The organism is Paraburkholderia domus (assembly GCF_905220705.1).
GTDB lineage: Bacteria > Pseudomonadota > Gammaproteobacteria > Burkholderiales > Burkholderiaceae > Paraburkholderia > Paraburkholderia domus.
Genome location: NZ_CAJNAT010000030.1, coordinates 12,670 through 38,371, shown reverse-complemented (window position 1 = coordinate 38,371; position 25,702 = coordinate 12,670). Strand labels below are relative to the sequence as shown.

Annotated in this window: 21 protein-coding genes; 18 read left to right on the top strand and 3 right to left on the bottom strand. The window is 58.6% G+C overall.

The window, feature by feature from the left end:
* Positions 1–44 precede the first annotated feature (44 nt).
* From KHO31_RS32270 to KHO31_RS32230, 9 genes are all read left to right on the top strand, one after another.
* Positions 45–467 (top strand): GPW/gp25 family protein, encoded by a 423-nt coding sequence (locus tag KHO31_RS32270; protein WP_201075384.1) that lies wholly within the window; start codon positions 45–47, stop codon positions 465–467.
* Positions 464–883 carry a hypothetical protein gene (locus KHO31_RS32265; RefSeq protein ID WP_201075383.1) on the top strand — a complete coding sequence of 140 codons (420 nt, stop codon included), beginning with the start codon at positions 464–466 and terminating at the stop codon, positions 881–883. The genes KHO31_RS32270 and KHO31_RS32265 overlap by 4 nt, the downstream gene beginning before the upstream one ends.
* 123 nt (positions 884–1,006) lie before the next feature.
* A complete protein-coding gene (locus KHO31_RS32260) occupies positions 1,007–3,736 on the top strand; it encodes a baseplate J/gp47 family protein (RefSeq protein WP_211625191.1) in 2,730 nt (909 codons plus the stop codon).
* Positions 3,729–6,560, top strand: a complete 2,832-nt coding sequence (locus tag KHO31_RS32255; RefSeq protein WP_201075381.1) for a hypothetical protein — start codon at positions 3,729–3,731, stop codon at positions 6,558–6,560. The genes KHO31_RS32260 and KHO31_RS32255 overlap by 8 nt, the downstream gene beginning before the upstream one ends.
* A gap of 138 nt (positions 6,561–6,698) precedes the next feature.
* Positions 6,699–7,703: a phage tail protein gene (locus KHO31_RS32250; RefSeq protein ID WP_201075379.1), complete on the top strand. Its 1,005-nt coding sequence runs from the start codon at positions 6,699–6,701 to the stop codon at positions 7,701–7,703.
* Positions 7,704–7,753: 50 nt separating this feature from the next.
* On the top strand, positions 7,754–9,265 hold the full coding sequence (locus KHO31_RS32245; RefSeq protein ID WP_201075378.1) for a contractile injection system tape measure protein: 1,512 nt from the start codon (positions 7,754–7,756) through the stop codon (positions 9,263–9,265).
* 68 nt (positions 9,266–9,333) lie between these two features.
* Positions 9,334–11,439 carry an ATP-binding protein gene (locus tag KHO31_RS32240; RefSeq protein WP_201075377.1) on the top strand — a complete coding sequence of 702 codons (2,106 nt, stop codon included), beginning with the start codon at positions 9,334–9,336 and terminating at the stop codon, positions 11,437–11,439.
* A 22-nt stretch (positions 11,440–11,461) separates the two neighbouring features.
* Positions 11,462–12,061 carry a Pvc16 family protein gene (locus tag KHO31_RS32235; RefSeq protein WP_201075376.1) on the top strand — a complete coding sequence of 200 codons (600 nt, stop codon included), beginning with the start codon at positions 11,462–11,464 and terminating at the stop codon, positions 12,059–12,061.
* An 18-nt stretch (positions 12,062–12,079) separates the two neighbouring features.
* Positions 12,080–13,207 carry a hypothetical protein gene (locus KHO31_RS32230; protein WP_201075375.1) on the top strand — a complete coding sequence of 376 codons (1,128 nt, stop codon included), beginning with the start codon at positions 12,080–12,082 and terminating at the stop codon, positions 13,205–13,207.
* 64 nt (positions 13,208–13,271) lie between these two features.
* Here the strand turns inward: KHO31_RS32230 and KHO31_RS32225 are convergent, their stop codons facing one another.
* Positions 13,272–13,454, bottom strand: a complete 183-nt coding sequence (locus tag KHO31_RS32225) for a hypothetical protein (RefSeq protein ID WP_201075374.1) — start codon at positions 13,452–13,454, stop codon at positions 13,272–13,274.
* Positions 13,455–13,637: 183 nt separating this feature from the next.
* Positions 13,638–14,552, bottom strand: a complete 915-nt coding sequence (locus KHO31_RS32220; RefSeq protein WP_201075373.1) for an NAD-dependent epimerase/dehydratase family protein — start codon at positions 14,550–14,552, stop codon at positions 13,638–13,640.
* 116 nt (positions 14,553–14,668) lie between these two features.
* Here KHO31_RS32220 and KHO31_RS32215 point away from each other — a divergent pair, with 116 nt between their 5' ends.
* The 8 genes from KHO31_RS32215 (at position 14,669) to hutG (ending at position 24,287) form a co-directional block, all read left to right on the top strand.
* Positions 14,669–15,565, top strand: coding sequence for a LysR family transcriptional regulator (locus KHO31_RS32215; protein WP_201075372.1), 897 nt, complete (start codon positions 14,669–14,671; stop codon positions 15,563–15,565).
* Between the two features lie 435 nt (positions 15,566–16,000).
* Positions 16,001–17,524, top strand: coding sequence for a histidine ammonia-lyase (gene hutH / locus KHO31_RS32210; protein ID WP_201075370.1), 1,524 nt, complete (start codon positions 16,001–16,003; stop codon positions 17,522–17,524).
* 37 nt (positions 17,525–17,561) lie between these two features.
* A complete protein-coding gene (gene hutC / locus KHO31_RS32205) occupies positions 17,562–18,257 on the top strand; it encodes a histidine utilization repressor (RefSeq protein ID WP_201075368.1) in 696 nt (231 codons plus the stop codon).
* A 92-nt stretch (positions 18,258–18,349) separates the two neighbouring features.
* Complete coding sequence (gene hutU / locus KHO31_RS32200; protein ID WP_211625189.1) at positions 18,350–20,038, top strand: urocanate hydratase; 1,689 nt, start codon at positions 18,350–18,352, stop codon at positions 20,036–20,038.
* 2 nt (positions 20,039–20,040) lie between these two features.
* Positions 20,041–20,679, top strand: coding sequence for a HutD/Ves family protein (locus KHO31_RS32195; protein ID WP_201075364.1), 639 nt, complete (start codon positions 20,041–20,043; stop codon positions 20,677–20,679).
* A gap of 93 nt (positions 20,680–20,772) precedes the next feature.
* Complete coding sequence (gene hutI / locus KHO31_RS32190) at positions 20,773–21,996, top strand: imidazolonepropionase (RefSeq protein ID WP_201075362.1); 1,224 nt, start codon at positions 20,773–20,775, stop codon at positions 21,994–21,996.
* 10 nt (positions 21,997–22,006) lie between these two features.
* Positions 22,007–23,392 (top strand): formimidoylglutamate deiminase, encoded by a 1,386-nt coding sequence (locus tag KHO31_RS32185; RefSeq protein WP_201085846.1) that lies wholly within the window; start codon positions 22,007–22,009, stop codon positions 23,390–23,392.
* 73 nt (positions 23,393–23,465) lie between these two features.
* Positions 23,466–24,287 (top strand): N-formylglutamate deformylase, encoded by an 822-nt coding sequence (gene hutG / locus KHO31_RS32180; RefSeq protein WP_201075358.1) that lies wholly within the window; start codon positions 23,466–23,468, stop codon positions 24,285–24,287.
* A 272-nt stretch (positions 24,288–24,559) separates the two neighbouring features.
* On the opposite strand, the gene KHO31_RS32175 is transcribed toward hutG, so the two are convergent.
* Entirely contained in the window at positions 24,560–24,697 is a 138-nt protein-coding gene (locus KHO31_RS32175; protein WP_201075350.1) for a hypothetical protein, read from the bottom strand.
* Between the two features lie 315 nt (positions 24,698–25,012).
* Here KHO31_RS32175 and KHO31_RS32170 point away from each other — a divergent pair, with 315 nt between their 5' ends.
* Entirely contained in the window at positions 25,013–25,678 is a 666-nt protein-coding gene (locus KHO31_RS32170) for a hypothetical protein (RefSeq protein ID WP_201075348.1), read from the top strand.
* The last annotated feature ends 24 nt before the right edge of the window (positions 25,679–25,702 follow it).

Here is a 25,702-nt window from a genome sequence, read left to right as displayed (position 1 = left end):
GAAGCGCGATTCTCAATGAATTTCTCAATGAATGCGAGTGGGACATGGCGAACGATATCCTGAGGCAAATATTTGGCCGCGGTTGGGGGTTTCCTGTCGCCTTTACGTTGGCGGACGGTGTAGTCATGGCGGAAGGGGCGGAGGACGTCAATCAGAGTCTGCGCATCCTGTTCAGTACCGAACCGGGCGAACGCGTAATGAGGGAAAACTATGGCTGCGCGTTATATGACGTGATGTTCCAGAACATCGACAGCGAACTTATCGCGGAAATCGAAACGCGGATTGTGGACGGCATGTTGCGGTATGAACCACGGGCCTGTCTGACCGAAGTGCGGGTTTATCAACCAGCTTCCGCTGTGAACCAACTGCAGATTGAGGTTACGTACCGTTTGCGCGGTAGTGATATTGAACAAAGGATAGCCGGAATGCTTGACGTTGGCGACGCTCAAGGCGGGCGCATAGCATGAGTTCGCCAGTGGTGGTAGATGGCACGGTTGTGGTCTTCGAGCCGATGTTTGGCCAACGGCAGGTCGTGCTTTCAGAACCTGCGGGCATGTCGGGTAGTGGTGAGGCGACAATCGATCAACGCCGTGTCTGTGTGGTCGGCGATGAAAAGCGTGTTCAGTGTCAAGCGCAGTATTTTATCCCGGGATACGCTCCAGGCACCGGCATCGTCAGTGTTGAAACATTGGACGGTAGCCAGATGGCCCCGTGTGTGACCAGTGGTGCGCCGCTTATCCTGATGGGGCAGAAATTGGTCGCACGCTTCACGCCGACCGTTCCAGCAATAATGAGCAGTCCGCCTAACAGCCCCGATTCGATGGCACCGAGCATGGGGCACGGCTGCTTTCTGCCTCAACAAACTCTGGTAAGCGTCGGGTAACGTATCTCATGTTTTTCAATAGCCGTGACAATTAGTCATCCATATCGTATCAATGATGGCGTAAAAATGAATGGACAATACGCCTGGTGATACGTTGGACTCGATAAATCGTTGGAGATTTGAATGCCTGACCTGATTGAGCTGAGCGCCACGCTGAAAGAGCTTGCGCCCGATGTCGGATTCGTTCTCGACGGTCGATCTGACGAGTCGATCTTGAGTTCGATCTACGACTACGCGAAGCTGATTCCATTTGATGCGAACAGCAGTTGGGCGGATCTCTTCTTTATGGCAGGAAATTCGCCTGAGAAGCTGGCTGAGATCCATGCAAACAGCGATCTGACGGATGGCACGCTTTTACCGCAGCAAGCTTTTCTCCTCGCATTCCTGGATCTCCTTAAGACGCCTCGGGTGTTGCTCAATCATTTTCCAGCCGCTCATCGGGCGTTGTACTACCGCGGTCTATTGGGGGTTAGTGAGCAAGGCCCAAGACCCGACAGCGTTGCGCTCTCTTTCCTGCTTGATTCCGCGACCCAGGAGCGCTTTCTGCCGGCGGGGACGTTGTTTGATGCCGGGCAAGATCGTAACGGCGCAGCGGTGCGCTATGCGTTGGATCAGTCGCTGCTGGTAAACCGGGGCGCGTGGACCGATTTGCGCTGGGTACGACCTGCCGCGAACAACACCCAATTTTCGCTCACGCCTTACAGCCGGCAGGACCAACTTGAGTTTCCGCAGCAAGGCCTCAGATTATTCGATGCTTGTGACGGGCAGAGCACCGTGACGACTGGCCGCATGGTGGCAAGTGCACTGCTGGCGATGCCTGCCGGACTGCGTACTATTACAGTGACCTTTGCGTCTGACCTGGATGTTGCCAGCTTGGCTGTGGCACAGGTGAGTGGTGGCGACACCTGGTTTGAGTTGACCGCGACCCAGGTTTCGTCGTCAGAAAGAGAGCTTATTTTTACTCTTCCTGCCGAAGCGGGTGCCATTGCCTCACCGCAAAATCTTGATGGCATGACGGCGGAAACCCCGTTGTTGAAGCTCGGGCGTCATGACGGCGCTCAAGTTCCTGAAATCACGGCACTTGTAGTGGCCGCGTCAGGAAGCAGCGAGGTCCACTACAGCACCGATTACAGCGTGGACCGACTCGATAGTACGAGCTACCCGTTCGGTACTTCGCCGTTAGTTGGCACCGGTTTTAATTTGATGGCGCCGAGCTGGTGCGACCGGTCCGAATCGCTCGTCCTGACGTTGACGCCTCAATGGATTGGCTTGCCCGATGATGGCTTTGATAAGTGGTACGACGGTTACGACGACAAGCCCGCGGACAACACGGAATTTACGGTGCAGCCGCTTCTGGTTTCTACGACCGGCAGCCAGCCATTGTCAAATATCCCGGACGGTACCGTGACTACGCCTCAAGCGCTATTCGAGGCAGGCACAGATGCGCCGGTCGCGGCGTCGCTAGTGATTGCGCTTCCGCCGATGCTACGTGGTTCGCCGAGTGACGGCAGCGATCCGGCCGACTGGCCACAATGGCTACGTCTGGAATTGAGTGGGCGGGATTTTGGACATCAGGACTACCTCAAGCTGGCGGGAACCAAAGAACTGAACCCGCCTTATACGCCGCAAATGAAGTCACTGTCTGTGAGCTACACCGTGACGGCGAAGAACAGCGACTTCGCGCAATATCTGCTAACGCCTTTCGGTTATGCCGACGAGCTTGATTCGGACGAGGCTGGCCAGTCGCAGCTCTATCTGGGGCTGACGGGTGGAGGGGCAGGAGACACTTTGTCGTTGTTTTGGCAAATGCAGAGCCCGCAGGCGTTGACGCTCAGATGGCAGTATCTCAGTCAGCATAATCAATGGGAATCCATGAATGACACCGTTGTAGACGGCACTCAGGCCCTACTGGAGAGTGGCCTATGGTCAGCGGTCCTGCCTGATGATGCCGCCTCCGACGTCCCGCAGATGCCTCGCGGGCGTTACTGGATAAGGGCGCTGATCACCCCGCCGGATGCCACGGCCGATGTGAGCGGGTACCCGTGGCTGTTCGGGATCTCCAGCAACAGCATGACGGCCACGCTCGATGCGCCACAGACGCTCGATACCGGGCACTTTCTTCAACCGCTGCCTGCGCATACCGTTACCCGGCCGGTAGCACCAGTCCCAGGTCTTGACGGCGTTGAACAACCGTGGCCATCGACGGGGGGGCAACCGGCGGAAACGCCGGTGCAGTTTTTCGAGCGCGTGGCGCAGCGCCTTTCCCACCGGGAGCGAGCGTTGACGTGGCAGGACATGGCATCACTATTGAAGACGCGATATGCCAATGTGTTTGGCGTCGCCATTCCGTCGGCCGATGTCATTACGCGGTTGCCGGCGCCGACTGGGCAGACGCTTCTAGTGATTCCAGTCAACGCCAGAAAAGACAATCAGGACTCGGTACGCCCAATGTTTAGCCAGGCCCACCTGCTTGACATGGCCGCCTATCTTCAAACGCTGGCCTCCCCTTGGACGTCCGTCGTGTTGGCTAATCCGACCTACCGCGACGTGCCGATTACGTATGACGTGACGTTTAACGTGAACCCCGATTACGGCTACCGCAAGTTGCAGGACCTATTGGCGTTGCACTATATGCCGTGGACATGGGACCGCCAGAGCGGCGTCGCCTTGGGTAACAGGCTCGACTATTACGGCATCGTCGCCTGGATCCAGGAGCAATCGTTCGTAGTGCGGGTAAATGACTTGACGCTTGACGGCAGCAGAACCTCACTCGAGGGACAGGAGCAGGAGGTCTTGGTACTGACGTGGCCAGCTTCAACACTTTCGAATTCAGGTGCGAAAAAACATGAGTAATCCGAGGAAGTTACTCCCCGTTGTCAAGGAATATATTCTCTTCGATGGGCTGTACGCGCGGGCGAAACAGGCGATTGCCACTTACGGTGGGAAAGTCTGGACGGATACGGGTGAGCACGATCCCGGCGTTACCTTGATGGAAGGATTCTGTTACAGCATCTCTGATCTGGCATACCGCAATACGCTGCCATTGACCGATTTGCTCACCGTTCCCACTGCGGACAAGACTGACGGGGATGGTATTTTTCCCGCGAATTTCGGTCCGCAAATGGCGCTGACCAGTGGACCCATTACGGCAAAAGATTACCGGCGGGCGCTACTGGATCTGACCGACAGTACGGGCCGCTATTATCTCTTTCGTAATGTTCAACTGGTTCAGCAATTGCCGGGTGACTATCAATATTACTATGACACTTACAGCCGCGAGTGGAGTTTTGTGCTGCCGCAGCCGGCAGATGGTTCAACGCCGGTTGCGTACTACCTGCGTGGCAACTATGCGCTCTATCTGGAGCCATCACGTGACTCATCGAAAGACGATCCTGAGGCGCAGGCGGCGTTGAAGGACTTCCTGGCGAATAACCGCAACCTGGGTGAGGCAATTAGTCAAACCATCTGGGTCGAGCCATGCGCAATCTACCTTAGTTTGACTGTCGAACTGGAGGAGGGGGCGCTGGATGTTGCGGGGATCATGGCTGAAATTTATACAGCCACCGATGACTACATTTCTCCCAAAGCCCGACGCTACGTAGCTGGCGATCTTGCTGCACAGGGTGTGACCAGCGAGGGCATTTATCACGGACCTAATCTGCAGCATGGCTGGATCACGGAGTTACCACCGGAGGTTAAGTACAGTCAGGGCGATGATGTCGCTGTCGACCTGAGCCATCTGCCAAATGTACTTTTGGCCATAGACGGTATAAAGAATGTCCAATCTTTCTCGTATTGGTCGTCTAGTCCTTCGAAGGGGTGCGCGCATTACCCGCTGCTTTGGTGGAGTAACCCTATTTACTACATGCTCGATGAGGGACACGACCACGTCGTCCTGATCACAGCCGGTGGTGAGCACGTGAGCGCTACTCAGGCAGAAATTGAGGCACGAATAGCACCCACGCCGGTCCTGAGTAACCTGCCGGTAGTCATGCCGTATGGTCGTAGCCGCGATGTGGCGCAATATCATCCTGTGAGCGACAAAATCCCGCCGTGCTATGGCTTGCAACAATTTCCAGCCACGCAGAGTCAGCAGCAGCTTTACCAATTTCTGCTGCCGTTTGAACAAGTAATGGCCAATGCCTGCCAGCAATTGGCGAAGCTGCCGCAATTGCTGGCTTTCGAACGCAGTGGCAGTTCGGTATGGGGTGAACAATGGCCCTATGCGCAAGGAAGTACCGGTGATCAGATCCATGCGGAGTATGCCGCGGCCTTGAAAGCCCAGATACAAACTCATGCGGATGACTACGATCAGGAACTGGCAATTCTCAATCACCTGTTGGGCTATTTCGGTACTCAAGGTGCTGCGCGCATGCTGGATACGACCGCAGACGAATTTTTGGCGGTGGAGCAGAACTATTTGGGGAAAATTACCGATCTGGCCTATCACAGGGACAACATCCGTCCAGACGAGGTCTCGGCGTTGCAAAAGCGCATTGCTGCCAGGCTGGGGTTTGGCGCCAATCTGTTTGGGGGCTATGTGGATATGAGCCAGTTGCCGTTTTATCTGATTGAGCATCGCGCATTGTTGCCGGTACAGCCGAGCAACCTATATGACGCTCCCATCTATCCCGTCAAGGTAACGACATCGGCTGACCAGAGCATGCTTACGGTGGTTCAGGCCCCCTCTGTTTCTTTGAGTGAGCTTCTGGCCGGCCAACTCGTTGACCTGACGCTGGTAGGCGGCCTGGGAGAGCGCGATGACGAAAGCGACTATACCCTCAATGCACTGATTGTCGATCAGGTTGATATCGAGGCAAATTCGTTCTCGTTGTCTGTTGAAGCTAATCCGGAGTTAAATGGCAATCTGGCGCGAATCGTCGATGCACAAACCGCTAATAAATTGTATTGGAAGAACTGCCAGATCTGGCTGCAGGATATTGATTATCCGTTGGTGTATGCGGGCGATCAGGGCAGTGCGCCAACAGATGCAAGAGTATTGGGCATTTATGGAAGCTTTCCCTATCCTGCCATGCTGCGGCAGGGCGACACGCTGGTTATAAACGCAATCCATGATCCAGATGCTGTCGATGTCGTTGATTCCTCATGGCAACTCGCGGTGACCGTAAAGAGCCTCGACGGTGTCGCTGGCAGCATCACCGTTGTTAAGGCGGACGGAGAAGGCAATGACTTCCCGGATGCTTCAGATGCCACGAATTACTACTGGTACATCAAGAACGACTTCGATCGTTTTTCGTTTGTTGTCAGCATGGTTCTGAATAAAGCGATTCTTCCTTTGCAGGGAGATGTCTACACCACGGAGAAATGGATCCGACAATGCGTGCAGGCGGAGATTCCCGCTCATGTCAGCGTTGTTATTCATTGGCTAAGCGACGTTAGTGATGATGCTTCCAACCCATTTTCCTTTCAGAGTTTCGCGCAAAGCTACGCGATGTGGCAGAAAGCGGACACAGCCCCAAGCACAGCAACTTATCAGTTGCTTTGGCAACTCGCGCTTGGTTTGTTGCCGACCAGGTTGATTGGAATCGGTGCCATGGTTGTCGCCAACAGCGATCAGAGGACCGATGTAATTGGCGCTGATGGCAGTGAATGGAACGTTGACGTGATTGTTAGCGACAGTCTATTTTTTGTTCCAAAAACCTATGTGCCTTCCTAGTTAAATCTGCAGGATAACGGTGAGATGGGTTGTTAATTGAGTTCTGGCTAATTCGAAATTGAGACTGAGGGTTTAAAAATGAATAGGAAAACATCGTCCCGATCGAAGACTGAGGGTGAGGCAGGAAAATCAGCGCAAGTGGAAAAGCGTGCTTTGTCGACAACTGAGAAAGACGGTCCCGCTGAGCGAATTGCTAGTCCAGTGATAGCTACTGTGACTGACGTCACCTCGGCTGAGCTTAAAGGCAGATTTTCTGCGGGTAGCATACCTCTGCAACAGGATTTTAGTAACCTGATCGACATCGCAGAGTGCGGGCGCCGGGCAGTGGGGCAAAGTGCTGACCAGACGAATAACACAATCGGGGCGGGCCTTTCGCTGGCAGGCGATGCCGATACCACTACTATGGGGAAATTGTCGGTTAAGGCTGGCAATGGAATTGTTTCAGATGGCAACGGCGTGAGTGTAAAGGCCGGTCACGGAATTGCATGTGATAGCAACGGGGTGGGTGTAAGGGCTGGTAATGGTATTACGTCAGATACGAGTGGAGTGAGTGTAAAGGCTGGAAATGGCCTTGCCGTTGATGGTAATGGCGTCAGGATTGATCCTGCAAAAGTACTTCCAAAAGGGGTGATCATGATGTTTTGTTCTGCCGGCGGTACGGCGGTTCCTGCCGGCTGGGCATTGTGTGACGGGACGAATGGTACGCCGGATTTGCGTAACCGGTTTATTCTGGCCGGAGATTTGAACAGTTTTGGGAAGCAGGGCGGCCAAAAAGTATCCGGAGATCTTGGTTCATTGACGTTTCCAGTGACAACCGATAATGGGACCTTGAATCTGAGTATTGAGACGGAAAAAACAGTATTGAGTGTCGATCAGATGCCTTCTCATAGTCATGGTTTTTTGCAAAATAACTCTGCGGCTACTCTCTATTATAATAAAAAGTATGCCCAAGAAAATACCGATGCTAAGTTAACTCCGGCTAGCTGTAGCCAATATGATAATGAATTTCCAGAGATTGTCATTTCCAAGGCGGGGGGTGGGAACGGGCATAATCACGGCGTCACGGTCAACGGGCAGACGCATACACACAGTATGAGAGTATGCACCCCATATTACATATTGGCGTTTATCATGAAGACCTGATTCATATGTGCGTGCCTCTTCTATAAATAGCAATCCATAGTGGTTAGCCCATGACTGATGCTATCTGCAATGAAGGAAACGCCTTGGCGTACCTGTCTGTGTCACTGACCTGTCGATCTGACGACGCGCAGTCGCTCCTGAGGCGTTGTAGCAGGCTGTTCAATAGTGAGCTTAGATATATCATCGATCGAGTAATCCGGGAGAGTCAGCCGCAATATACCTTACCCGGAAAAATATCCCGTATCGTGATCGATCTGGGAGAAATGCCGCTGGCGGAGTTCGAGTCCCGGTTCTGCCAACGCCTTGCAAATCAACTTGAGTCGGCGTTCACTAACTATCCGGCTGACTGCAGGGGACTGTCACGTCCCGATTGCAAGCCGCTTGAGGCCATACCTATCTCCACGCCGCAGGGCGGGGCGAGCTGCAATCTTGATGACAGTGCCACCCTGTTTCAGCGTTATCTACAATCCGGGTACTGGCCGCGGCCCGAGGACTGGCTGAACGAAGGGAGCGTTGACGCATGGCTGACGGCCCAGCGTCAGGCCGCACCGCGTCTATGGCAGGATTTGATCGCCCTCGCCTGCCTTTCGCCTGGCCCGCGGCGTCGCCTGTGGCAACTGCTGACGCCAACCACTTTGGGCAACTGCCTTGAAATAGCCGAGCCCGCAACGCAACATGCCCTGCTACTCGGTGCGCTACAGTATTTTCAGCAGAATCCACGGCAAGATGCGTCTCTGCCTCCGGTAGAGGTGGAGGTGCTGTTGCCGCTTGTGTTGGCTAATGGGCCGTTTCTGGAACGTTTATTTTCGACCCCTTCACCGGTGTCGCTAACGCCCTGGTTGCGATCACTGTGGCGTCATCCTCCATTGCGAATCTGGCTGGATGGACGTTTATCAGGTGCCCGGGTGGCACAGCTGCAACGGACATTGGCGGAGCCAGTGCGTACCGGGAACGAGGTGGAACAAGTCGCGTCGCTGCAAGCTATGCCGGCAGAGCCGGAGGGTGCCGGGGACGAGCTAGAGCGAATCGCGTCGCGGAAAGCTACGCCGCGACCGCTCGATCTCACGAGGATGCAGGTTAGCAATGCGGGGCTGTCGCTGTTGTGGCCTTTGTTTCCCGATCTCTTTACGCGATTGGGTTTATGGGGCAAAGACCACTTTGCCTGCACCCAGTCCCAGATAAACGCCGCGTGCTGGCTGGACGCCTTGATCTGGGCAGACGACTGCGCGCATGAATGGCGTATGCCGCTTACCAAATGGCTATGCGGCTTGCCGCTGGATTGCGAAATAGAGTGGCAAGCACCGGATGAAGAAACGGCCGGAAAGTTGTACGGCTGGTTGCCGATGCTGTCTAAACAACTACCAGGGTGGCGAACCTTGAGCACTCACGACATCCGGACACTCTTTCTACAGCGCCCCGGTGAACTCGTGAAAACCGAAGCCTCGCTGAAACTTACGGTACAACGAGAGCCTTTCGACATCCTGCTAAATGACTGGCCGTGGCCGCTGGATCAACTGATGCTTCCATGGCTGGAGAAGCCGCTTTCGATTGATTGGCTATGAGCGCCGAGAAGGGGCGCGTGCCACTCATCGCCTCTAGCTTCGTAACAAAAAATAAGGAATTCTAAGGTATGAATGATCCGCACATTGTTGATGGCGACACCCAGTCAGATCAGGATCGGACGGATCATCACCATAATCTGATGTGTCACATCGAGCGAATTGATCTTCTGCTGCAGCAACATTACTATCGGCAAGCCGAAGGCTATCATCGGAGCGACTTTCTACTATCGGAAGAAGAGATCGCAGTACGCTTGAACCAGCCACTAGGCGCTCCCGCCTGGGCAACGCCGAGGCCGAGACAATCTCGTTCTATAGACGAGAGTGGGTTGCCGGAACGGGAGGACGCTCTCACTCAACTCATCGAACGCTTCGATCTGACCGATTTCGAAAGCAACGTCTTGCTGCTCGGCTTGCTGCCACATTTTGACCGGCGTTACCGTGGTCTGTTTTCCAGCTTGCAGGGTGACGCGCAGCAAAGTCTCCCAACTTTCGAACTGGCATTGGCGCTGTTTAATGACCCCGCGTCAGCAACAAAATTGCAGCAAGTCCGTTTGCTGCCTCACGCGCCTTTGCTCGGCTATCGCCTGTTGGAGACGCAAGATAGCGATGCCGCTGACATGGAGAGCTGGGGTCAGAAATCATTCATAACGGCGACTGAGGTATTTCACCATCTATTGGGCGGTCGCTATTTCTCACCTGAATTGCAAAACTGCGTGGAATCGCTGCCGGCGCGTGGCGAGCGCGAAGAGGGTTTTGAGGCATTTTTATCCACGTTGCAAGATCAGTTGATTTCCCCGCAGAAGGACATACGCCCTCTCGTGATGTTGCGGGGCAGGGAAGGCAGCGGGAGAGCGAGGGCTGTGGCGCAGGTGGCGCAAGCTGCAGGGCGCGAAGCACTAAGCATGGACATGTCGCGCTTGCCGGAAGACGACGTTGAAGCGGAACAAGTGTTCGTGCAGTTTTTCCGATATGCGCGAATGTCTGCCGCGTGCGTGGTTCTTCGCTCCCTCAGCATCCTGGCGGAATCGCGTAAGACATTACTGGGCAGTCTGTCCCGGCAACTCGAACAGCCGGGGCTTGCGGTGGTCTGTCTGGTTGATCCCCTTGATCCGCTGGTATGGTTGCGCAATATGCCTCAGTTTTTCCTCGATATGCCGACGCGCAGTACTGCAGCAAAAAGTCTCCTGTTGGATGATTTGCTCGCGCCGCTCGACACATCGGATATCGATTCCACTGCGCTTAGCCGTTGTTTTCACTTCACGCCTGAAACGCTGCCGTCCATCATCCGCGAGGCGACGTTTTATAGCCGGCAGCGTGATCGCAATGACGGACTAGACCGGCAGGATCTGCGAAAAGCCATGCGCCTGCGCTCGCAGCAGAATTTCGGGAAACTGGCGCAACGCGTCGAACCGGCTCGCAACCTCGACGATCTGATCGTGTCGGACGAATTGCGTCAGCAGTTGAGGGAAATCACCGCGGCCATCAAACATCGAGAAGCGGTTCTCCATGCCGGCTTTCATGACAAGGTGGGGTATGGCACCGGAATCAGCGCGCTGTTTTGCGGCCCGTCGGGTACCGGGAAAACCATGGCGGCCGAGGTGCTGGCCGCCAGTCAGGGTGTCGACCTGATCAAGGTCGACCTCTCGACGGTCGTCAATAAATACATTGGCGAAACGGAGAAGAATCTTTCGCGCATCTTCGATCTTGCCGAAGCCGACGCGGGCGTACTGTTCTTCGATGAGGCGGACGCGTTGTTTGGCAAACGCAGTGAAACAAAAGACGCCAAAGATCGTCACGCCAATATTGAGGTTTCCTATCTGTTGCAAAGACTGGAGAGCTATCCCGGGCTGGTGGTGCTGGCCACGAACAGTCGCGGCCATCTGGACGATGCCTTCAGCCGCCGTTTTACCTTCATTACCCGGTTCTCATTCCCTGACGCGGCGCTTCGCGAGCGGATGTGGCGCGCGATCTGGCCGAAGGGCGTCCGGCTATCGGAGGATGTCGACCTGGCTTCTCTCGCGACGCGTGCCGATGTCACCGGCGCCAACATTCGAAATATCGCCTTATTGTCGACCTGGTTGGCCGCGGATGAAACGGGCGGGGTGGTCCACGCTGTGCATATTGAATGTGCGCTGAAGCGGGAGCTGGCCAAAGTCGGCCGCTTAATGCTGTAGTTTTTATACGGAGAGTTATTCGATGACCGCAGCGATTCAATCCAGTACTGCCATTATCGACGTCAACAATGCATTGAGTACAGCATTGACAAGCTATGTAGACGATGGTGTGAAAGTAACGTTCGATCTACCTGACCTGGATAACTTGCCGTCGGATCCCACGGTGAGCGTGTTTCTCTACGAGATACACGAAGATCTACAGCTCCGGACGTCCCAGGTGCGTACTAATTCTCGCGATTCGGGCACGAACGTAGTGACGATCTCTCCCGGATGGGTCAACGTTAGCTGCAATTATCTGATCACGTATTGGGACCCTGAGCGGACCACCAGCGGTGTGGGTAGTCCGGGAAGCGCGCCGAACAATCAGGCGATCATGGTCATGAACCAGGTCGTCAACGCCTTGATCAACAACCGCCAGCTTGGCGACATACCCGGCGCGTATACACGCATGATCCCGCCCAAAGACGAATTGAACAGTCTGGGTAATTTCTGGCAGTCGCTTGGCAATAGGCCTCGTTTGTCTTTACACGCCTCGGTGACGGTGCCGGTTTCTCTGACTGACAAGAAAGACACGGCAATGGGTGTGCTGACCACTGAGGCGGACATGGAGCAGATTCCATGATTGCCGAGGACCAATATCGTGCTTGATTACGCCATACGCGACCTGGCAGCCAGGAAGCGAAATGTCATGCAGAAAAGCCGTGTTCGCAAACTGCCTCCGGTATATGCGCCGCTGAATGGGCCCGCCGAGCGCGCGGATAAGCGCAGTAACCCGCTTCCGGGCAGGTTATTTCTACCGCCTTTGATCATCAAGCGGTTCGAGGAAGCGCACGAACCTGACTCGAACATGATCAGGCAGGAAGTCGAGCGCGATTTCGTTGCGCGGGAGCATGCGGACGCTATTCTGGCGGCATCGAAAGCAGGAAACTTTGCCGTCAGTTTCCGTGTTGCGGGACCCGCAACGATCAGTGCCTTGCAGCGCGGGGCTGCTGCAAAAGGGCACGACATCCTTGAAAAGACCATTAAGGCGTCATCCATCGCAAACGCGTATGCCGCCGACGCAGACAAAAAAATGGCGATGGTTCGGCGTGCCGGGATCGAGGGTTACGTGGGGCACTGGGAACGCGGCGAATTAAAGGGCATCTATTTGGCGTCTTCAGATCGACGGCCGCTCGCTCATGGGCAAAAGCATGAAATCTACCCGATCGATATGAGCTGTGCCGAGGCGCTCGATGAAAGCCTCGTGGATTTGAAATCGCGAGAAAGATGGCAAAGACTTCCGTTTTCCGGCGACTACGACATGCATGACTTGCTCAGCTTCAGCGGCGCGGGCAGACCAGCAATTGTTCCGTCGCAATCTTTAAGAGAGCAGGAAATAGTCGACGCGATTAACCAGGCCGTCGCGGCTGTAGATCCTGCGAGACCGTTCAACGAGGTGGAGGGCCGTGTCATCCGGCATGGTCCGCAAGTGAATTTTCCGGCGTACTCTCTTACGAGTCCAGATAAGGATGAGAGGAGTAAAGCGAGCTTGTTTGGGCTTATCGAAGCTGTCGCTCGTCCGGGCGAATTTCCGGTAGCGTTTGCGAATCGGGGGAAGTGGCAGATTGTGCGCAGTGCCGCCGCGCTGGAAGACTGGTACAGGAAACAGGGGGCGCAGATCAAATCGACGTGGAGCCGGACGCCCGGCGATTCGGGTTTCGTGAGCGATGGCGATGGATTCGTCCGATTGAGCAAGGGGCGCGGGAAGATGGCCGCGTCGCGGCGCTAGCCATCGCTTTCGCGCATACTACGATTCCGCCGAAACAGGCTGCGTGGGTGGAATCATGCCGCCACTACAGCGCCATATCGAATGCGGGCCTGAGGAACACCTCGATTGCCATCACGATAAGACTCATCACGGCCGCTGACAGCGTCAGCGTGCCGTACTCGTCGTAGCGCGCATCGTACAGGCACGCCACGACGAAAATAATCGCCAGCAGGTTGGTTAGCCAGTCGAAATTCAGCGCCAAGGTCATCGATCAAATCCGGGCTCACGCGCGACTCGTGTCGTCGAATTGCGCAATTATGTGAGCCGGATTCTAGCGAGTCGAGCTTACGGATTTGCAACGTCTGGGCTTACATGGATTACGGCCCGAAGGAAGTCCCATTGGTGGCGCCTCGAAGGAGGTCCGCTTGGCTCACGCCCCAGGGGACGTCCCTTAGCGGGGCATCATGTCGTGCTCAATCCAGTCGATCACTGAGTCGCGTTTGGGCTCCCAGCCGAGCAGTTTGCGTGCGCGTTCACCGCGCACGCGGCTGTTCGAACCGAGCCCGTATGAAGCCATTTCGTAGCCCCATTCCTTTTGCGCTTCTTCGAGCGGCCAGTCTTGCGCTTCGCCGAGTTTCATCACGCGGGCGATCGCGGCGCTCATGTCACGAAACGACGCCTCGCCACTTTCGACGAAGTAGAAGGCGCCCGCCGGCGTATTCTCCAGCGCGAGGCGATAGAGTTCGGCGACATCGTCGATATGCACGTTCGACCAGATGTTGCCCCCGCTGCCCACGTGCCGCACGACACCGCTCTTCTGTGCCTGACGCACGAGCCGAGGCAACTGCACGCTTGCGCTGCCCGGCACGGCGCCGTGGCCATAGATGAGCGTGTTGCAAAGCACCGCCGAGCGGATGTTCCGCTGCGCCGCATCGAGCACGAGTTGATCGATGGCGACGCGTGCTGCCTTATCGGCGGTCGGCTCGGGGAGGGCGTCTTCGTGATAGACGCGTGCCTCGCCCGATTCAGAGCCCGCTTCGCCGCCCGACGCATCGCCGACGATGCTCGAGCCGCTCGTATGCAGAAACGGCTTGCCGGAACCGGCGAGGCCGTCGATCAGCGCCTTCACCGCGCCTTCATGGTCGCTGCTCGCGGCATTGATGACCGCGTCGGCGGCTTTTGCTTCGGCGATCAGCAGTTCGCGGTCGTCGAGCGTGCCGATCACGGGTTCGATGCCGAGACGTTGCAATTCAGCGCTGTGCTCGGGTTTGCGGATTAAACCGCGCACCTGGTGGCCGGCGCGTACGAGGTGCGCCGCGATCGAACTGCCGATAAAGCCGCTTGCGCCTGTGATGAAAATCTTCAAGACGTTCTCCTAGGGTGGAAACACCGGAAACACGATGACATGCCACGCAGTATCGGCCGTTCTGATTCTCGCAAAAAGCGTGTTAGTCTCAAATCAATCTTGATTCGAAATCAACAATGAAGACTTCGACCGATGAGCTACTGGTGTTCGTCACGGTGATCGATAGCGGTTCGATCACTGCGGCGGCGGAGAAATTGGGGCAGACCGTCTCGGGCGTCAGCCGGGCGCTCACGCGCCTTGAAAAGAAACTCGATACAGAACTGGTACGGCGCACGACGCGCCGTATGCAACTCACCGAAGAGGGCGAGGCGTTTTTGCAGCGGGCCCGGGCCATTCTTGATGCGATGGAAGAGGCCGAGGAGTCCGTCACGCGCGGCCGCGAGCGGCCCTCGGGGCGCTTGCGTGTGGATGCGGCGTCGCCGTTCATGCTTCATTGCGTGGCACCTCATATGAAGGCGTTCTCCGCGCTGTATCCGGAGATTCGTCTGGAGTTGACCAGCAACGAGCGGATCGTCGATCTGCTCGAACAGAAGGTGGATATCGCAATCCGCATCGGCACCTTGCAGGATTCGACCCTGCATGCGCGCGCCTTGGGCAGCAGCAAACTGAGGGTGCTCGCCGGTCCGGCGTATCTGGCCGAGTATGGCGAGCCCAAGTCCGTCGAGGCGTTGCGCGCGCATCGCCTGATTGGTTTCACTGCGCCGGAGCATCTGAATCGCTGGCCGTTGCGGGCGGGTGGAAAGGGCAAGTCCGAGACGCTGAAGATCGAGCCGGCGATTACCGCATCGAGCGGCGAGACATTGCGCCAGTTGGCGCTGTCGGGATGGGGCATCGCCTGTCTCGCCGACTTTATGACCGCAGCGGACGTGCGCGAAGAGCGGCTGGTGCCGATTCTCGGCAACGTGCTGCTGGATGAGCGGCAGCCGGTGAGCGCGGTGTATTACCAGAGCGCGTCACTGGCGGGGCGGGTGCAGTGCTTCCTGGATTTCATCGCGGCGCGGGTGAGGCTTTAGAGAACCCTTCGCCAGTCGTACATTTGAACAAAGCCCGCGGCTCGTGTGAGTACGCGGGCTTTTTTGCGTCGTCCGTGCGCTCTCCTATAACTCTGTAAGAGGCGCATCGAGGCTGAGAGGCTGGGGCCCAGGGTGGAAAGGGCGCAGTGGCCGCCCCAACTGACCCAGCCGCCCCTACCGGCGCGTTGAATCTTTTTGTTCGCTTGCAGCCATACTTTTTTAACGTGTATATACAAGTTATCCATCGCGACGAACACATGTGGGGTGCGGTGCGCGCTACCACTCCAAGCCCCGGTTCACGTGACATGTATGCCACGCAAGCATCCAGCGCTAATGGAAACCCCTAATCCGGAAGCTGCAAAAACAAGTTGTATATACAAGCGGACGCCGCTAGACTTCCTCTTGAATTGTATAGACAAGACAGGACACAACACCATGATGATTCTGAAGCCCGGCTACCTGACCCTCCCGCAACTGCGCCAGATCGCACGCGAGCATGTCGCGCTGCAACTCGATCCCGCCAGCCACGCCGCCATTGACGCCTGTTCCAAAGCCGTCGCCGATATCGCCGCCAAGGGCGAGCCGGCTTACGGCATCAACACGGGTTTCGGGCGCCTCGCCAGCACGCACATCCCGCACGATCAGCTCGAACTGCTGCAGCGCAATCTGGTGCTGTCGCATGCGGTCGGCGTAGGTGAGCCGATGTCGCGCCCGGTCGTGCGCCTCCTGATCGCGCTGAAGCTGTCGAGCCTCGGCCGCGGCCACTCGGGCATCCGCCGCGAAGTGATGGAAGCGCTGATCACGCTGTACAACGCCGACGTGCTGCCGGTGATTCCGGTCAAGGGTTCGGTCGGCGCATCGGGCGACCTCGCGCCGCTCGCACATATGTCGGCCACCTTGCTCGGCGTCGGCGACGTGTTCGCGAAGGGCGAGCGCATGCCGGCTACCGAGGGTCTCAAACTGGTCGGCCTCAAGCCGCTCACGCTGCAAGCGAAGGAAGGTCTGGCGCTGCTGAACGGCACGCAAGCCTCGACCGCGCTCGCGCTCTACAACATGTTCGCCATCGAAGACCTGTACCGCACCGCACTGGTGGCGGGCGCGTTGTCGGTGGATGCAGCCATGGGTTCGGTCAAACCGTTCGACGCGCGCATTCACGAACTGCGCGGCCATCAAGGTCAGATCGAAGCGGCGGCGGCTTACCGTTCGCTGCTGGAAGGTTCGGCAATCAATGTGTCGCATGCCGATTGCGACAAGGTGCAGGACCCGTACAGCCTGCGCTGCCAGCCGCAAGTCATGGGCGCGTGTCTGGACCAGATGCGTCATGCAGCCGACGTGCTGCTGATGGAAGCGAATGCCGTCTCCGACAATCCGCTGATTTTCCCGGATACGGGCGAAGTGCTGTCGGGCGGTAACTTCCACGCTGAGCCGGTTGCATTCGCTGCCGACAACCTCGCGATCGCCGTCTCTGAAATCGGCGCATTGGCCGAACGCCGCATCGCGCTCCTGATCGACGCGACGCTGTCGGGCCTGCCGCCGTTCCTCGTGCGCGACGGTGGGGTGAATTCGGGCTTCATGATTGCTCACGTGACGGCTGCCGCGCTCGCGTCGGAGAACAAGACGCTTGCGCATCCGGCATCGGTGGATTCGCTGCCGACGTCCGCGAATCAGGAAGATCACGTGTCGATGGCGACGTTCGCTGCGCGCAAGCTCGGCGACATCGCTGAAAACGTCGCGAACATCCTGTCGATCGAGTTGCTCGCCGCTGCGCAGGGCGTCGATCTGCGCGGGCCGTTCAAGACCAGCCCGAGCCTGCAGAAGGTGATGGACGCGGTGCGCAAGGACGTCGCGCACTACGAACTCGATCACTATTTCGCACCGGATATCGAGGCCGTCACGCGTCTCGTGCAAGACGGCACGATCGCGAAGCTGAGCCCGTTCTCGTTCACGTCCGAACAGTAAGCTCGAACAACACGTTTCAAGCACGGCAATCAAGCTAATGAACGCACCGGCCTATCAGGGCATCAAGGACTTCATCCTCGGCCGCATCCATGCGGGCGAATGGGCTGAAGGCGACCAGGTGCCCTCCGAAAACGAGCTCGCACGCGAATTCAACGTCGCGCGCATGACGGTCAACCGCGCGTTGCGCGAGTTGACCTCGGAGCAGGTCCTCACGCGTGTGCAGGGCTCGGGCACGTTCGTCGCCCGGCCCAAGTACGAATCGACGCTGGTAGCGATCCGCAGCATCTCCGACGAAATCGTCGCGCGCGGTCATCGCTATCAGGCGAACGTGCTGCACATTGGCGCGAGCATCGCCGACGAAGCGCTCGCCGAGGAAATGCAGGTGAGCGCGGGCAGTCCGGTGTTTCATTCACGCGTGCTGCATTTCGAAAACGACGAGCCGGTGCAACTGGAAGAGCGCTGGGTCAACCCGGCGGTGGCGCCTGAGTACGCGTTGCAGGACTTCACGAACACCACGCCGAATCAGTATCTGGTGCGGGTGGCGCCATTGCAGCGCGTCGAGTACCGCATCGAAGCATTGGCTGCGGATGCCGATACGCGAGCGTTGCTGACGATGGATGAACTTGAACCGTGTCTCGTGCTGCATCGACGCACGTGGTCGCAAAGCCAGGTCGCATCGGTTGCCAATCTCTGGCATCCCGGCAGCCGCTATCGCTTCACCGGACATTTCTGATTTCGCCGCTTTTTAAGACCTGTTTTCGACTCGTTTTCCTGACTCATTTTTCCGAATTCTCCCGAACATTTTCAAGCACTCTGAGGGCCACCATGAACAACCCGAAACACATCGACCCGCGTCTGGACCCGACCCGCACGATCCGCGCACCGCGCGGCGCGGAAAAGACCTGCAAGACCTGGATCGCGGAAGCCGCATACCGGATGATCCAGAACAACCTGGACCCGGAAGTCGCGGAGCATCCGCACGCGCTGGTCGTGTACGGCGGCATTGGCCGTGCCGCGCGTAACTGGGATTGTTTCGATCAGATTCTCACGTCGCTGAAGGACCTGAACGAAGACGAAACGCTGCTGATTCAATCGGGCAAGCCGGTCGGCGTGTTCAAGACGCATGCGGACGCACCGCGCGTGTTGCTGGCGAACTCGAATCTGGTGCCGCATTGGGCGACGTGGGAACACTTCCACGAACTCGATCGCAAGGGCCTGATGATGTACGGTCAGATGACCGCGGGCAGCTGGATCTACATCGGCAGCCAAGGGATTGTTCAGGGTACCTACGAGACGTTCTTCTCGGTGGCGAACCAGCATTTCAACGGCGATCCTTCGGGCCGCTGGATTCTGACGGGTGGCCTCGGCGGCATGGGCGGCGCGCAACCGCTGGCCGCGACGATGGCCGGCTTCTCGATGATCGCGGTGGAATGCGATGAGACACGGATCGACTTCCGTCTGAAGACGCGTTACGTCGACAAGAAAGCGGCAACGCTCGACCAAGCGCTCGCCATGCTCGAAGAAGCGAAGAAAGCGGGCAAGCCGGTGTCGATCGGCCTGCTCGGCAACGCAGCGGACGTGTTCGCTGAATGCGTGACGCGTGGCATCACACCGGATTGCGTGACCGACCAGACCAGCGCGCACGATCCGATTCACGGCTACCTGCCGCAAGGCTGGAATGTCGAAGACTGGCGCGAGCGTATGAAGACGGTGCCGGACAGCATCGTGCTGCCCGCCAAGCACTCGATGGCCAAGCAGGTGCAGGCCATGTTGACACTGCAGGAACGCGGCGCGGCCACGCTCGACTACGGCAACAACATCCGTCAGATGGCGTTGGAAATGGGCGTGGAAAACGCCTTCGATTTCCCGGGCTTCGTGCCGGCGTATATCCGTCCGTTGTTCTGCGAAGGCAAGGGCCCGTTCCGCTGGGTCGCGCTGTCGGGCGATCCGGAAGACATCTACAAGACCGATGCGAAGGTCAAGGAACTGATCCCTGACGATCCGCATCTGCACAACTGGCTCGACATGGCGCGCGAACGCATTGCGTTCCAGGGTCTGCCCGCGCGGATCTGCTGGGTCGGCGTGAAGGATCGTTATCGTCTGGGTCAGGCGTTCAACGAAATGGTCAGGAACGGCGAGTTGAAGGCGCCGATCGTGATTGGCCGCGATCACCTCGATACCGGTTCGGTCGCAAGCCCGAATCGCGAAACCGAATCGATGAAAGACGGCTCGGATGCAGTGAGCGACTGGCCGCTGCTTAACGCACTGCTGAACACGGCAGGCGGCGCGTCGTGGGTCTCGCTGCATCATGGCGGCGGGGTCGGCATGGGCTTCAGCCAGCACTCGGGTGTCGTGATCGTCGCTGACGGCACGGATGCGGCGAAGGAGCGCCTCGGCCGTGTGCTGTTCAACGATCCGGCGACGGGCGTGATGCGTCATGCGGATGCGGGCTATGAACTCGCACAGGAAACGGCGCGCGAGGCAGGCCTCAATCTGCCGATGCTGGGCCGTTGATCGTGGCGCTTCACAGCCCGCTTGTCGATAACAGGGCAACCACGACGCTCATCCGCGGCGCCGACCTCGTGGCGGCGCCGTGGAAGAACGGCGGCGGCGTCACGCGTGAGGTGGGGGCGTTCCCGGCAGGTGCGGGGCTTGACGCATTCACGTGGCGCGTGAGCATCGCGGACGTGGCCCAGGCCGGGCCGTTCTCGCGTTTTGCGGGTATCGACCGCACGTTGGTGCTGTTGTCGGGCGCAGGCATGCTGCTCGACGAAACAGACGACACCGGCGCGCACGCCGTGAAGACGCATGCATTGACTCAGCCGCTCGATATCGCGCAGTTTGCAGGCGAAGCGCGAATCGATGCGCGCCTCGTCGACGGCGCCACGCGCGACTTCAACCTGATGGTCCGCCGTGGCGTGGCGGTGGGCGAAACAGAAGTGTGGCGCGGCGATACGCAACGCACTGTGTCCGCCGACGCGGTCTTGCTGTTCTGCGCCAGCGGTTCGGTTTCGGTCACGCTCGGTGGCGAAACCCAACCGCAAGTGCTTGAAGCCGACGACACACTGCGTATCGACACACCGAACGCGCTGTCATGCGCGGTCAAGGGCGCGGGCGCATTGCTCGCGATCAGCATCCGCTACACGCAACGATGACGACGATTCGCGCGCGCTTAAAGCCGGGCAGCAAGCATGGCAAAGCGCGCTGCGAACCACCACAGACACGCAACGAGCTGCAAAGAGCACGCGATGAAGCAAACCGTCTGGCATCACCTGAAACTCTGCCCCAAGGGCGATCCCGAACACACGCTGCCCGATGCCGCGATTGCCGTTGAAAACGGCACGATCGCATGGCTCGGCGCAGCTTCCGAATTACCCGCTCAATACGCTGCATGGCCGCGCGAAGATTTGCACGGCGCGTGGGTGACGCCGGGTCTGGTCGATTGCCATACGCATCTGGTGTATGGCGGCCAGCGCGCGGATGAATTCGCGCAGCGGCTCGCGGGCGTCAGTTATGAAGAAATTGCACGGCAGGGCGGCGGCATCGTCTCGACGGTGCGCGCGACACGTGCGGCCGATGAAGACGCGCTGTTTCGCCAATCGGCCGCGCGCCTCGAACCGCTGCTTGCCGAAGGCGTCACGGCGGTCGAAATCAAATCCGGCTATGGCCTCGATCTCGCCAGCGAACGCAAGATGCTGCGCGTCGCGCGTCAGTTGGGCGAGCGCTATCCGGTAACGGTCTACACGACCTTTCTCGGCGCGCACGCCTTGCCGCCTGAATTCGCGGGACGAGCCGATGCCTATATCGACGAAGTCTGCAACACGATGCTGCCTGCGCTTGCCGACGAAGGCCTGGTCGACGCCGTCGACGTGTTCTGTGAGCGCATTGGTTTTTCGCTGGAACAAAGCGAGCGCGTGTTCCAGGCTGCGGAGCGCTACAACCTGCCGGTAAAAATGCACGCCGAGCAGTTGTCGAACAGCGGCGGCACGACATTGGCCGCACGCCATCATGCGCTGTCCGCGGATCACCTCGAATTCCTCGACGAAGCCGGTGTTGCCGCGATGAAAGAGTCCGGCACGGTCGCCGTGCTGCTGCCCGGCGCGTACTACTTCATCCGCGAGACGCAATTGCCGCCTTTGGACTTGCTGCGGCGCTATCAGGTGCCGATCGCGATTTCCACCGACAGCAATCCCGGCACGTCGCCGACTACGTCGCTGTTGCTGATGATGAACATGGCGACCACGCTGTTCCGCATGACCGTGCCCGAAGTGCTGCAAGGCGTGACCTCGCATGCGGCGCGCGCGCTCGGCAAGGCGGACCAACATGGCTCGCTGGAAGCCGGGCGCGCGGCGGATTTCGCGGTGTGGTCGGTGCAAACGCTTGCCGAACTGGCTTACTGGATTGGGCGTCCGTTGTGCGCACGAGTCGTGCGCGCGGGCGAGACCGTTTATACGCGGCGTGATTTGAGCTAGGGCCTGAGAGATGATGCAAACAAAACAATCGCTATTCGCCGATCACGCCTATCTGCCCGACGGCTGGCGCCGCAATGTGCTGCTGGAATGGGACGCCAACGGCACGCTGACATCGGTTACGCCCGACACCGCGGCTGTTCCCGACGGTGTGAAAAAAGCGGCCGGCCCCGTGTTGCCTGGCATGCCGAATCTTCACTCGCATGCATTTCAACGCGCAATGGCTGGCCTGACCGAGTATCGTGCGAACGCTACGGATAACTTCTGGAGCTGGCGCGATCTGATGTACCGCTTCGCCGCGCGGATCACGCCAGAAGGGCTCAATGCTGTCGCGCAGTGGCTGTACATCGAAATGTTGAAAGCGGGCTACACGTCGGTCTGCGAATTTCATTACGTGCACCACGCGCAGGATGGCAGCCGCTATGCGAACCAGGCGGAACTGGCGCAGCGTGTGGTGGATGCGGCTTCGGCAAGCGGTATCGGCATGACGATGCTGCCTGTGCTGTATCAGTACAGCGGTTTCGGTTCGCGTGCACCGCGCGAGGATCAGCAGCGCTTCATCAACACGCCGGAGAGCCTGCTCGATCTGCTCGGTACGGTGCGCGCGGCGCGTCCTGAGAGCGCTGCGTTGCGTTATGGCGTCGCGCCTCATTCGTTGCGTGCGGTATCGGCCGATTCGTTGCGTGCATTGCTGAGCGGCATCGATAAAAGCGCGCCGGTTCACATTCATATCGCCGAGCAAACCGCCGAAGTCGACGCCTGCCTCGAAACAGAAGGCGCACGCCCGGTGCAGTGGCTGCTCGATCGCTTCGACGTCGACAGCCGCTGGTGCCTCGTGCATGCGACGCACGTCGATGCGAACGAAACGCTTGCGCTCGCGAAAAGCGGCGCGGTCGCCGGTTTGTGTTTGACCACGGAAGCCAATCTCGGCGATGGCATTTTTCCGGCGCACGAGTATCTCGACGCGCAAGGGCGTATCGGTGTGGGTTCGGATAGCCATATCGGCGTCGACTGGCGGGCGGAATTGCGTTTGCTCGAATACGGCCAGCGCCTGACACGCCGTCAGCGTAATGTGCTGGCATCGTCGCAGGCTACGCACGTGGCCGACCGTCTGTTCGACGCCGCGCTCGATGGCGGCGCGCATGCTACCGGGCGTGCGGTCGGTGCATTGCAAGCCGGTCGCCGTGCCGACTGGCTGGTACTCGATCCGGATCATTCGAGCATCGCCGAGCACGCACCGGACGCATGGCTCTCGGGCGTTGTATTCTGCGAGCATGGCGAGTCGCCGATTCGCGACGTCTACGCGGGTGGTGACAAGGTAGTCGACAACCGCCGCCATCGCGACGAGGAGGGCGCGTACGCGCGCTATCGCGGGGCGCTCGCCGACCTGCTCAAGTGACTTGCGAAAGCGAAATGCGAGCGTGAGTTGCCGAACACACTGAGCCTTCGACTTTTATCGATTCCGGACTGACATGACTGCTTCGTCTACTGCAACTACTCCGCCGGTTTTATCGCTGCATCAGGGCAGCCTGCCGTTGCTGATTTCGATCCCGCATCTGGGCACGCAAATCCCCGCCGATATCGCCGCAACGATGACGCCGGCCGCGCAGCGCACCGACGACTGCGACTGGCATCTTGACCGTCTCTACGCGTTCGCGAAGCGCATGGGCGCGTCGATCCTGTCGCCGACGTACGCGCGTTATGTGATCGACCTGAACCGTCCGCCAGATGGCGCCAATCTGTATCCGGGGCAGGACACCACCGGTTTGCTGCCGGTCGATACCTTCGACAAGGAACCCTTGTATCTCGAAGGCCATCTGCCGGCCGATGCTGAAGTCGCGCGCCGGCGCGATGCTTACTGGAAGCCCTATCACGACGCACTGGTGGGCGAACTCGCCGCGCTGAAGGCGAAGCACGGCAAGGTACTGCTGTGGGAAGCGCATTCGATTCGCTCGCACGTGCCGCGTTTTTTTGAAGGACGTCTGCCGGATTTCAACTTCGGCACGTCGAGCGGCGCGAGTGCGGTGGCGGGATTGGGCGAGGAATTGGCCGCTGTGGTCGAACGGCATGGCGGTTATTCTGCTGTGTCCAACGGACGGTTCAAAGGCGGGTACATCACGCGGCAGTACGGACAGCCTTCGCAGGGCGTGCACGCGGTGCAACTCGAGTTGTCGCAGATTACGTATATGGAGGAGCAGATGCCGTATGCGTATGACGAAGGGCTGGCGGTAAAGGTCGAGCCTTTGCTGGAAGAACTGGTGACGACGGCGTTGGAGCGCGTTCGCGCGGCTTGATGGCAGCAGCTTGACGTCGCTGCCGTCACGAGTATTTCTCTCATCTTCTCCGCGCGGCTCACCGCGCTTCGCTTTCCGCGAGGCCGTGGCGGCGCCGGCTCACACCGCAAAGGTGTAACAGCATGTGTCCGTCATTGCATGCTGCGGCTTTCGCGCCGAACGTATAGTGCGTCGAAGGTTAAACGCACGCCTTGTCGAAGCGGAGCGGCCAAAAAAAACCCCGCTTGTGGCGGGGCTTTCCGATGCGCGCCATGTGCGGCGCTGCACAACGCTCAGTGGCAGTGACGTTCCCAGTGATGGTGGACGCGCACCTTGTGGCATACAGGCTGGTGATGCTCATATGCTTGGGCGGGGGCGATCGCGCTCAGGGCGGCGACGGTTGCTGCGATGGCGAGAACAATCTTCTTCATTACAAAATCCTTAAATCATGGTGGTGGTGCTGACGTTACAGCACGAGGCGTGCCGCAACGGTTCGGAAGGATGCCACACATCGCGCGCGTAACGCAGGAACGCTGAACGAATGCATGGGTCAACTCAAAACACCGGGCTTTGTGGCGTTTTATCCCCGGGCAGCGGCGCGCAGTAGCGTGTCATTTCAGCACGTCGGCAGTCGCAGGATGCGCGCGGGCATTGCGTACCGTGCGCTGAAACGGCTACCCTTTCAGAACGATGACGTGTGCGAGCGCGTCATCCCTACATCGGGCAAAAAGATGGAAGACCCAGCGATGGAAGATTCCGACGAATTGCTGCTCCCGGTCTGGCGAGCGAACCTGGTGCTGCTGACCCGCGAGGTGGGTGCAGCGACGCGTCTGGCGCGCATGATGACCTTTTCCGCCAGCTACCTGAAACTGATGCTGTCCGGCCAGCGCGAATTCAGCGAAGAATTCGTGCGCGGTATCGAGGCAGTGACGGGTTTGCCGAATGGCTGGATGAACGCGCCGCATACGGAGCAGGACATACCTGCCAACGCGCGCGAAGCGATCGACAACGAACAGCCGCTCGCGCGGTTTCGCGGCACCGCGCACCCGGTGCGCAAGAAGACGGTCCTCCGACCGCCCGAGCCGATTTTCGGCCAGGCGGGTCCGGCCAAACGCGTGGAAGAGGAGACGCTCGACGCCGAAGCGCATCGGCGTCAGGCCCATTTCCGCAAAGTTCGTGATCTGGCCATGCAGGACGTGCGGCGTTTCGAGCGGCATTTGAGTCATGCGCCGGTGGACCTTACATCGATGCGATCGAAAGTGGAGGACGTGATCGCCGCTGCCGATCTCGACGACCCGATTCAGGCCGACCTGGCCGGCCGGCTGGAGCAGATCGAGAAACATCGGCACTTGCTGCTGAGGCATGTGGAGAAGCTGCAGGCTCTGCTCGGGCAAATTGGGGGCGCAGACTGACGCCTGCAGCGGCGGTTTTTGTTG

Coding starts and splice junctions, on each gene's coding strand:
- hutI (WP_201075362.1), top strand. CDS start 20,773: ATGAAGCAAACCGTCTGGCATCACCTGAAACTCTGCCCCAAGGGCGAT.
- KHO31_RS32245 (WP_201075378.1), top strand. CDS start 7,754: ATGACTGATGCTATCTGCAATGAAGGAAACGCCTTGGCGTACCTGTCT.
- KHO31_RS32240 (WP_201075377.1), top strand. CDS start 9,334: ATGAATGATCCGCACATTGTTGATGGCGACACCCAGTCAGATCAGGAT.
- hutC (WP_201075368.1), top strand. CDS start 17,562: ATGAACGCACCGGCCTATCAGGGCATCAAGGACTTCATCCTCGGCCGC.
- KHO31_RS32270 (WP_201075384.1), top strand. CDS start 45: ATGGCGAACGATATCCTGAGGCAAATATTTGGCCGCGGTTGGGGGTTT.
- hutH (WP_201075370.1), top strand. CDS start 16,001: ATGATGATTCTGAAGCCCGGCTACCTGACCCTCCCGCAACTGCGCCAG.
- KHO31_RS32235 (WP_201075376.1), top strand. CDS start 11,462: ATGACCGCAGCGATTCAATCCAGTACTGCCATTATCGACGTCAACAAT.
- KHO31_RS32225 (WP_201075374.1), bottom strand. CDS start 13,454: ATGACCTTGGCGCTGAATTTCGACTGGCTAACCAACCTGCTGGCGATT.
- KHO31_RS32260 (WP_211625191.1), top strand. CDS start 1,007: ATGCCTGACCTGATTGAGCTGAGCGCCACGCTGAAAGAGCTTGCGCCC.
- KHO31_RS32175 (WP_201075350.1), bottom strand. CDS start 24,697: ATGAAGAAGATTGTTCTCGCCATCGCAGCAACCGTCGCCGCCCTGAGC.
- KHO31_RS32215 (WP_201075372.1), top strand. CDS start 14,669: ATGAAGACTTCGACCGATGAGCTACTGGTGTTCGTCACGGTGATCGAT.
- KHO31_RS32265 (WP_201075383.1), top strand. CDS start 464: ATGAGTTCGCCAGTGGTGGTAGATGGCACGGTTGTGGTCTTCGAGCCG.
- KHO31_RS32255 (WP_201075381.1), top strand. CDS start 3,729: ATGAGTAATCCGAGGAAGTTACTCCCCGTTGTCAAGGAATATATTCTC.
- KHO31_RS32185 (WP_201085846.1), top strand. CDS start 22,007: ATGATGCAAACAAAACAATCGCTATTCGCCGATCACGCCTATCTGCCC.
- KHO31_RS32170 (WP_201075348.1), top strand. CDS start 25,013: ATGGAAGATTCCGACGAATTGCTGCTCCCGGTCTGGCGAGCGAACCTG.
- hutU (WP_211625189.1), top strand. CDS start 18,350: ATGAACAACCCGAAACACATCGACCCGCGTCTGGACCCGACCCGCACG.
- hutG (WP_201075358.1), top strand. CDS start 23,466: ATGACTGCTTCGTCTACTGCAACTACTCCGCCGGTTTTATCGCTGCAT.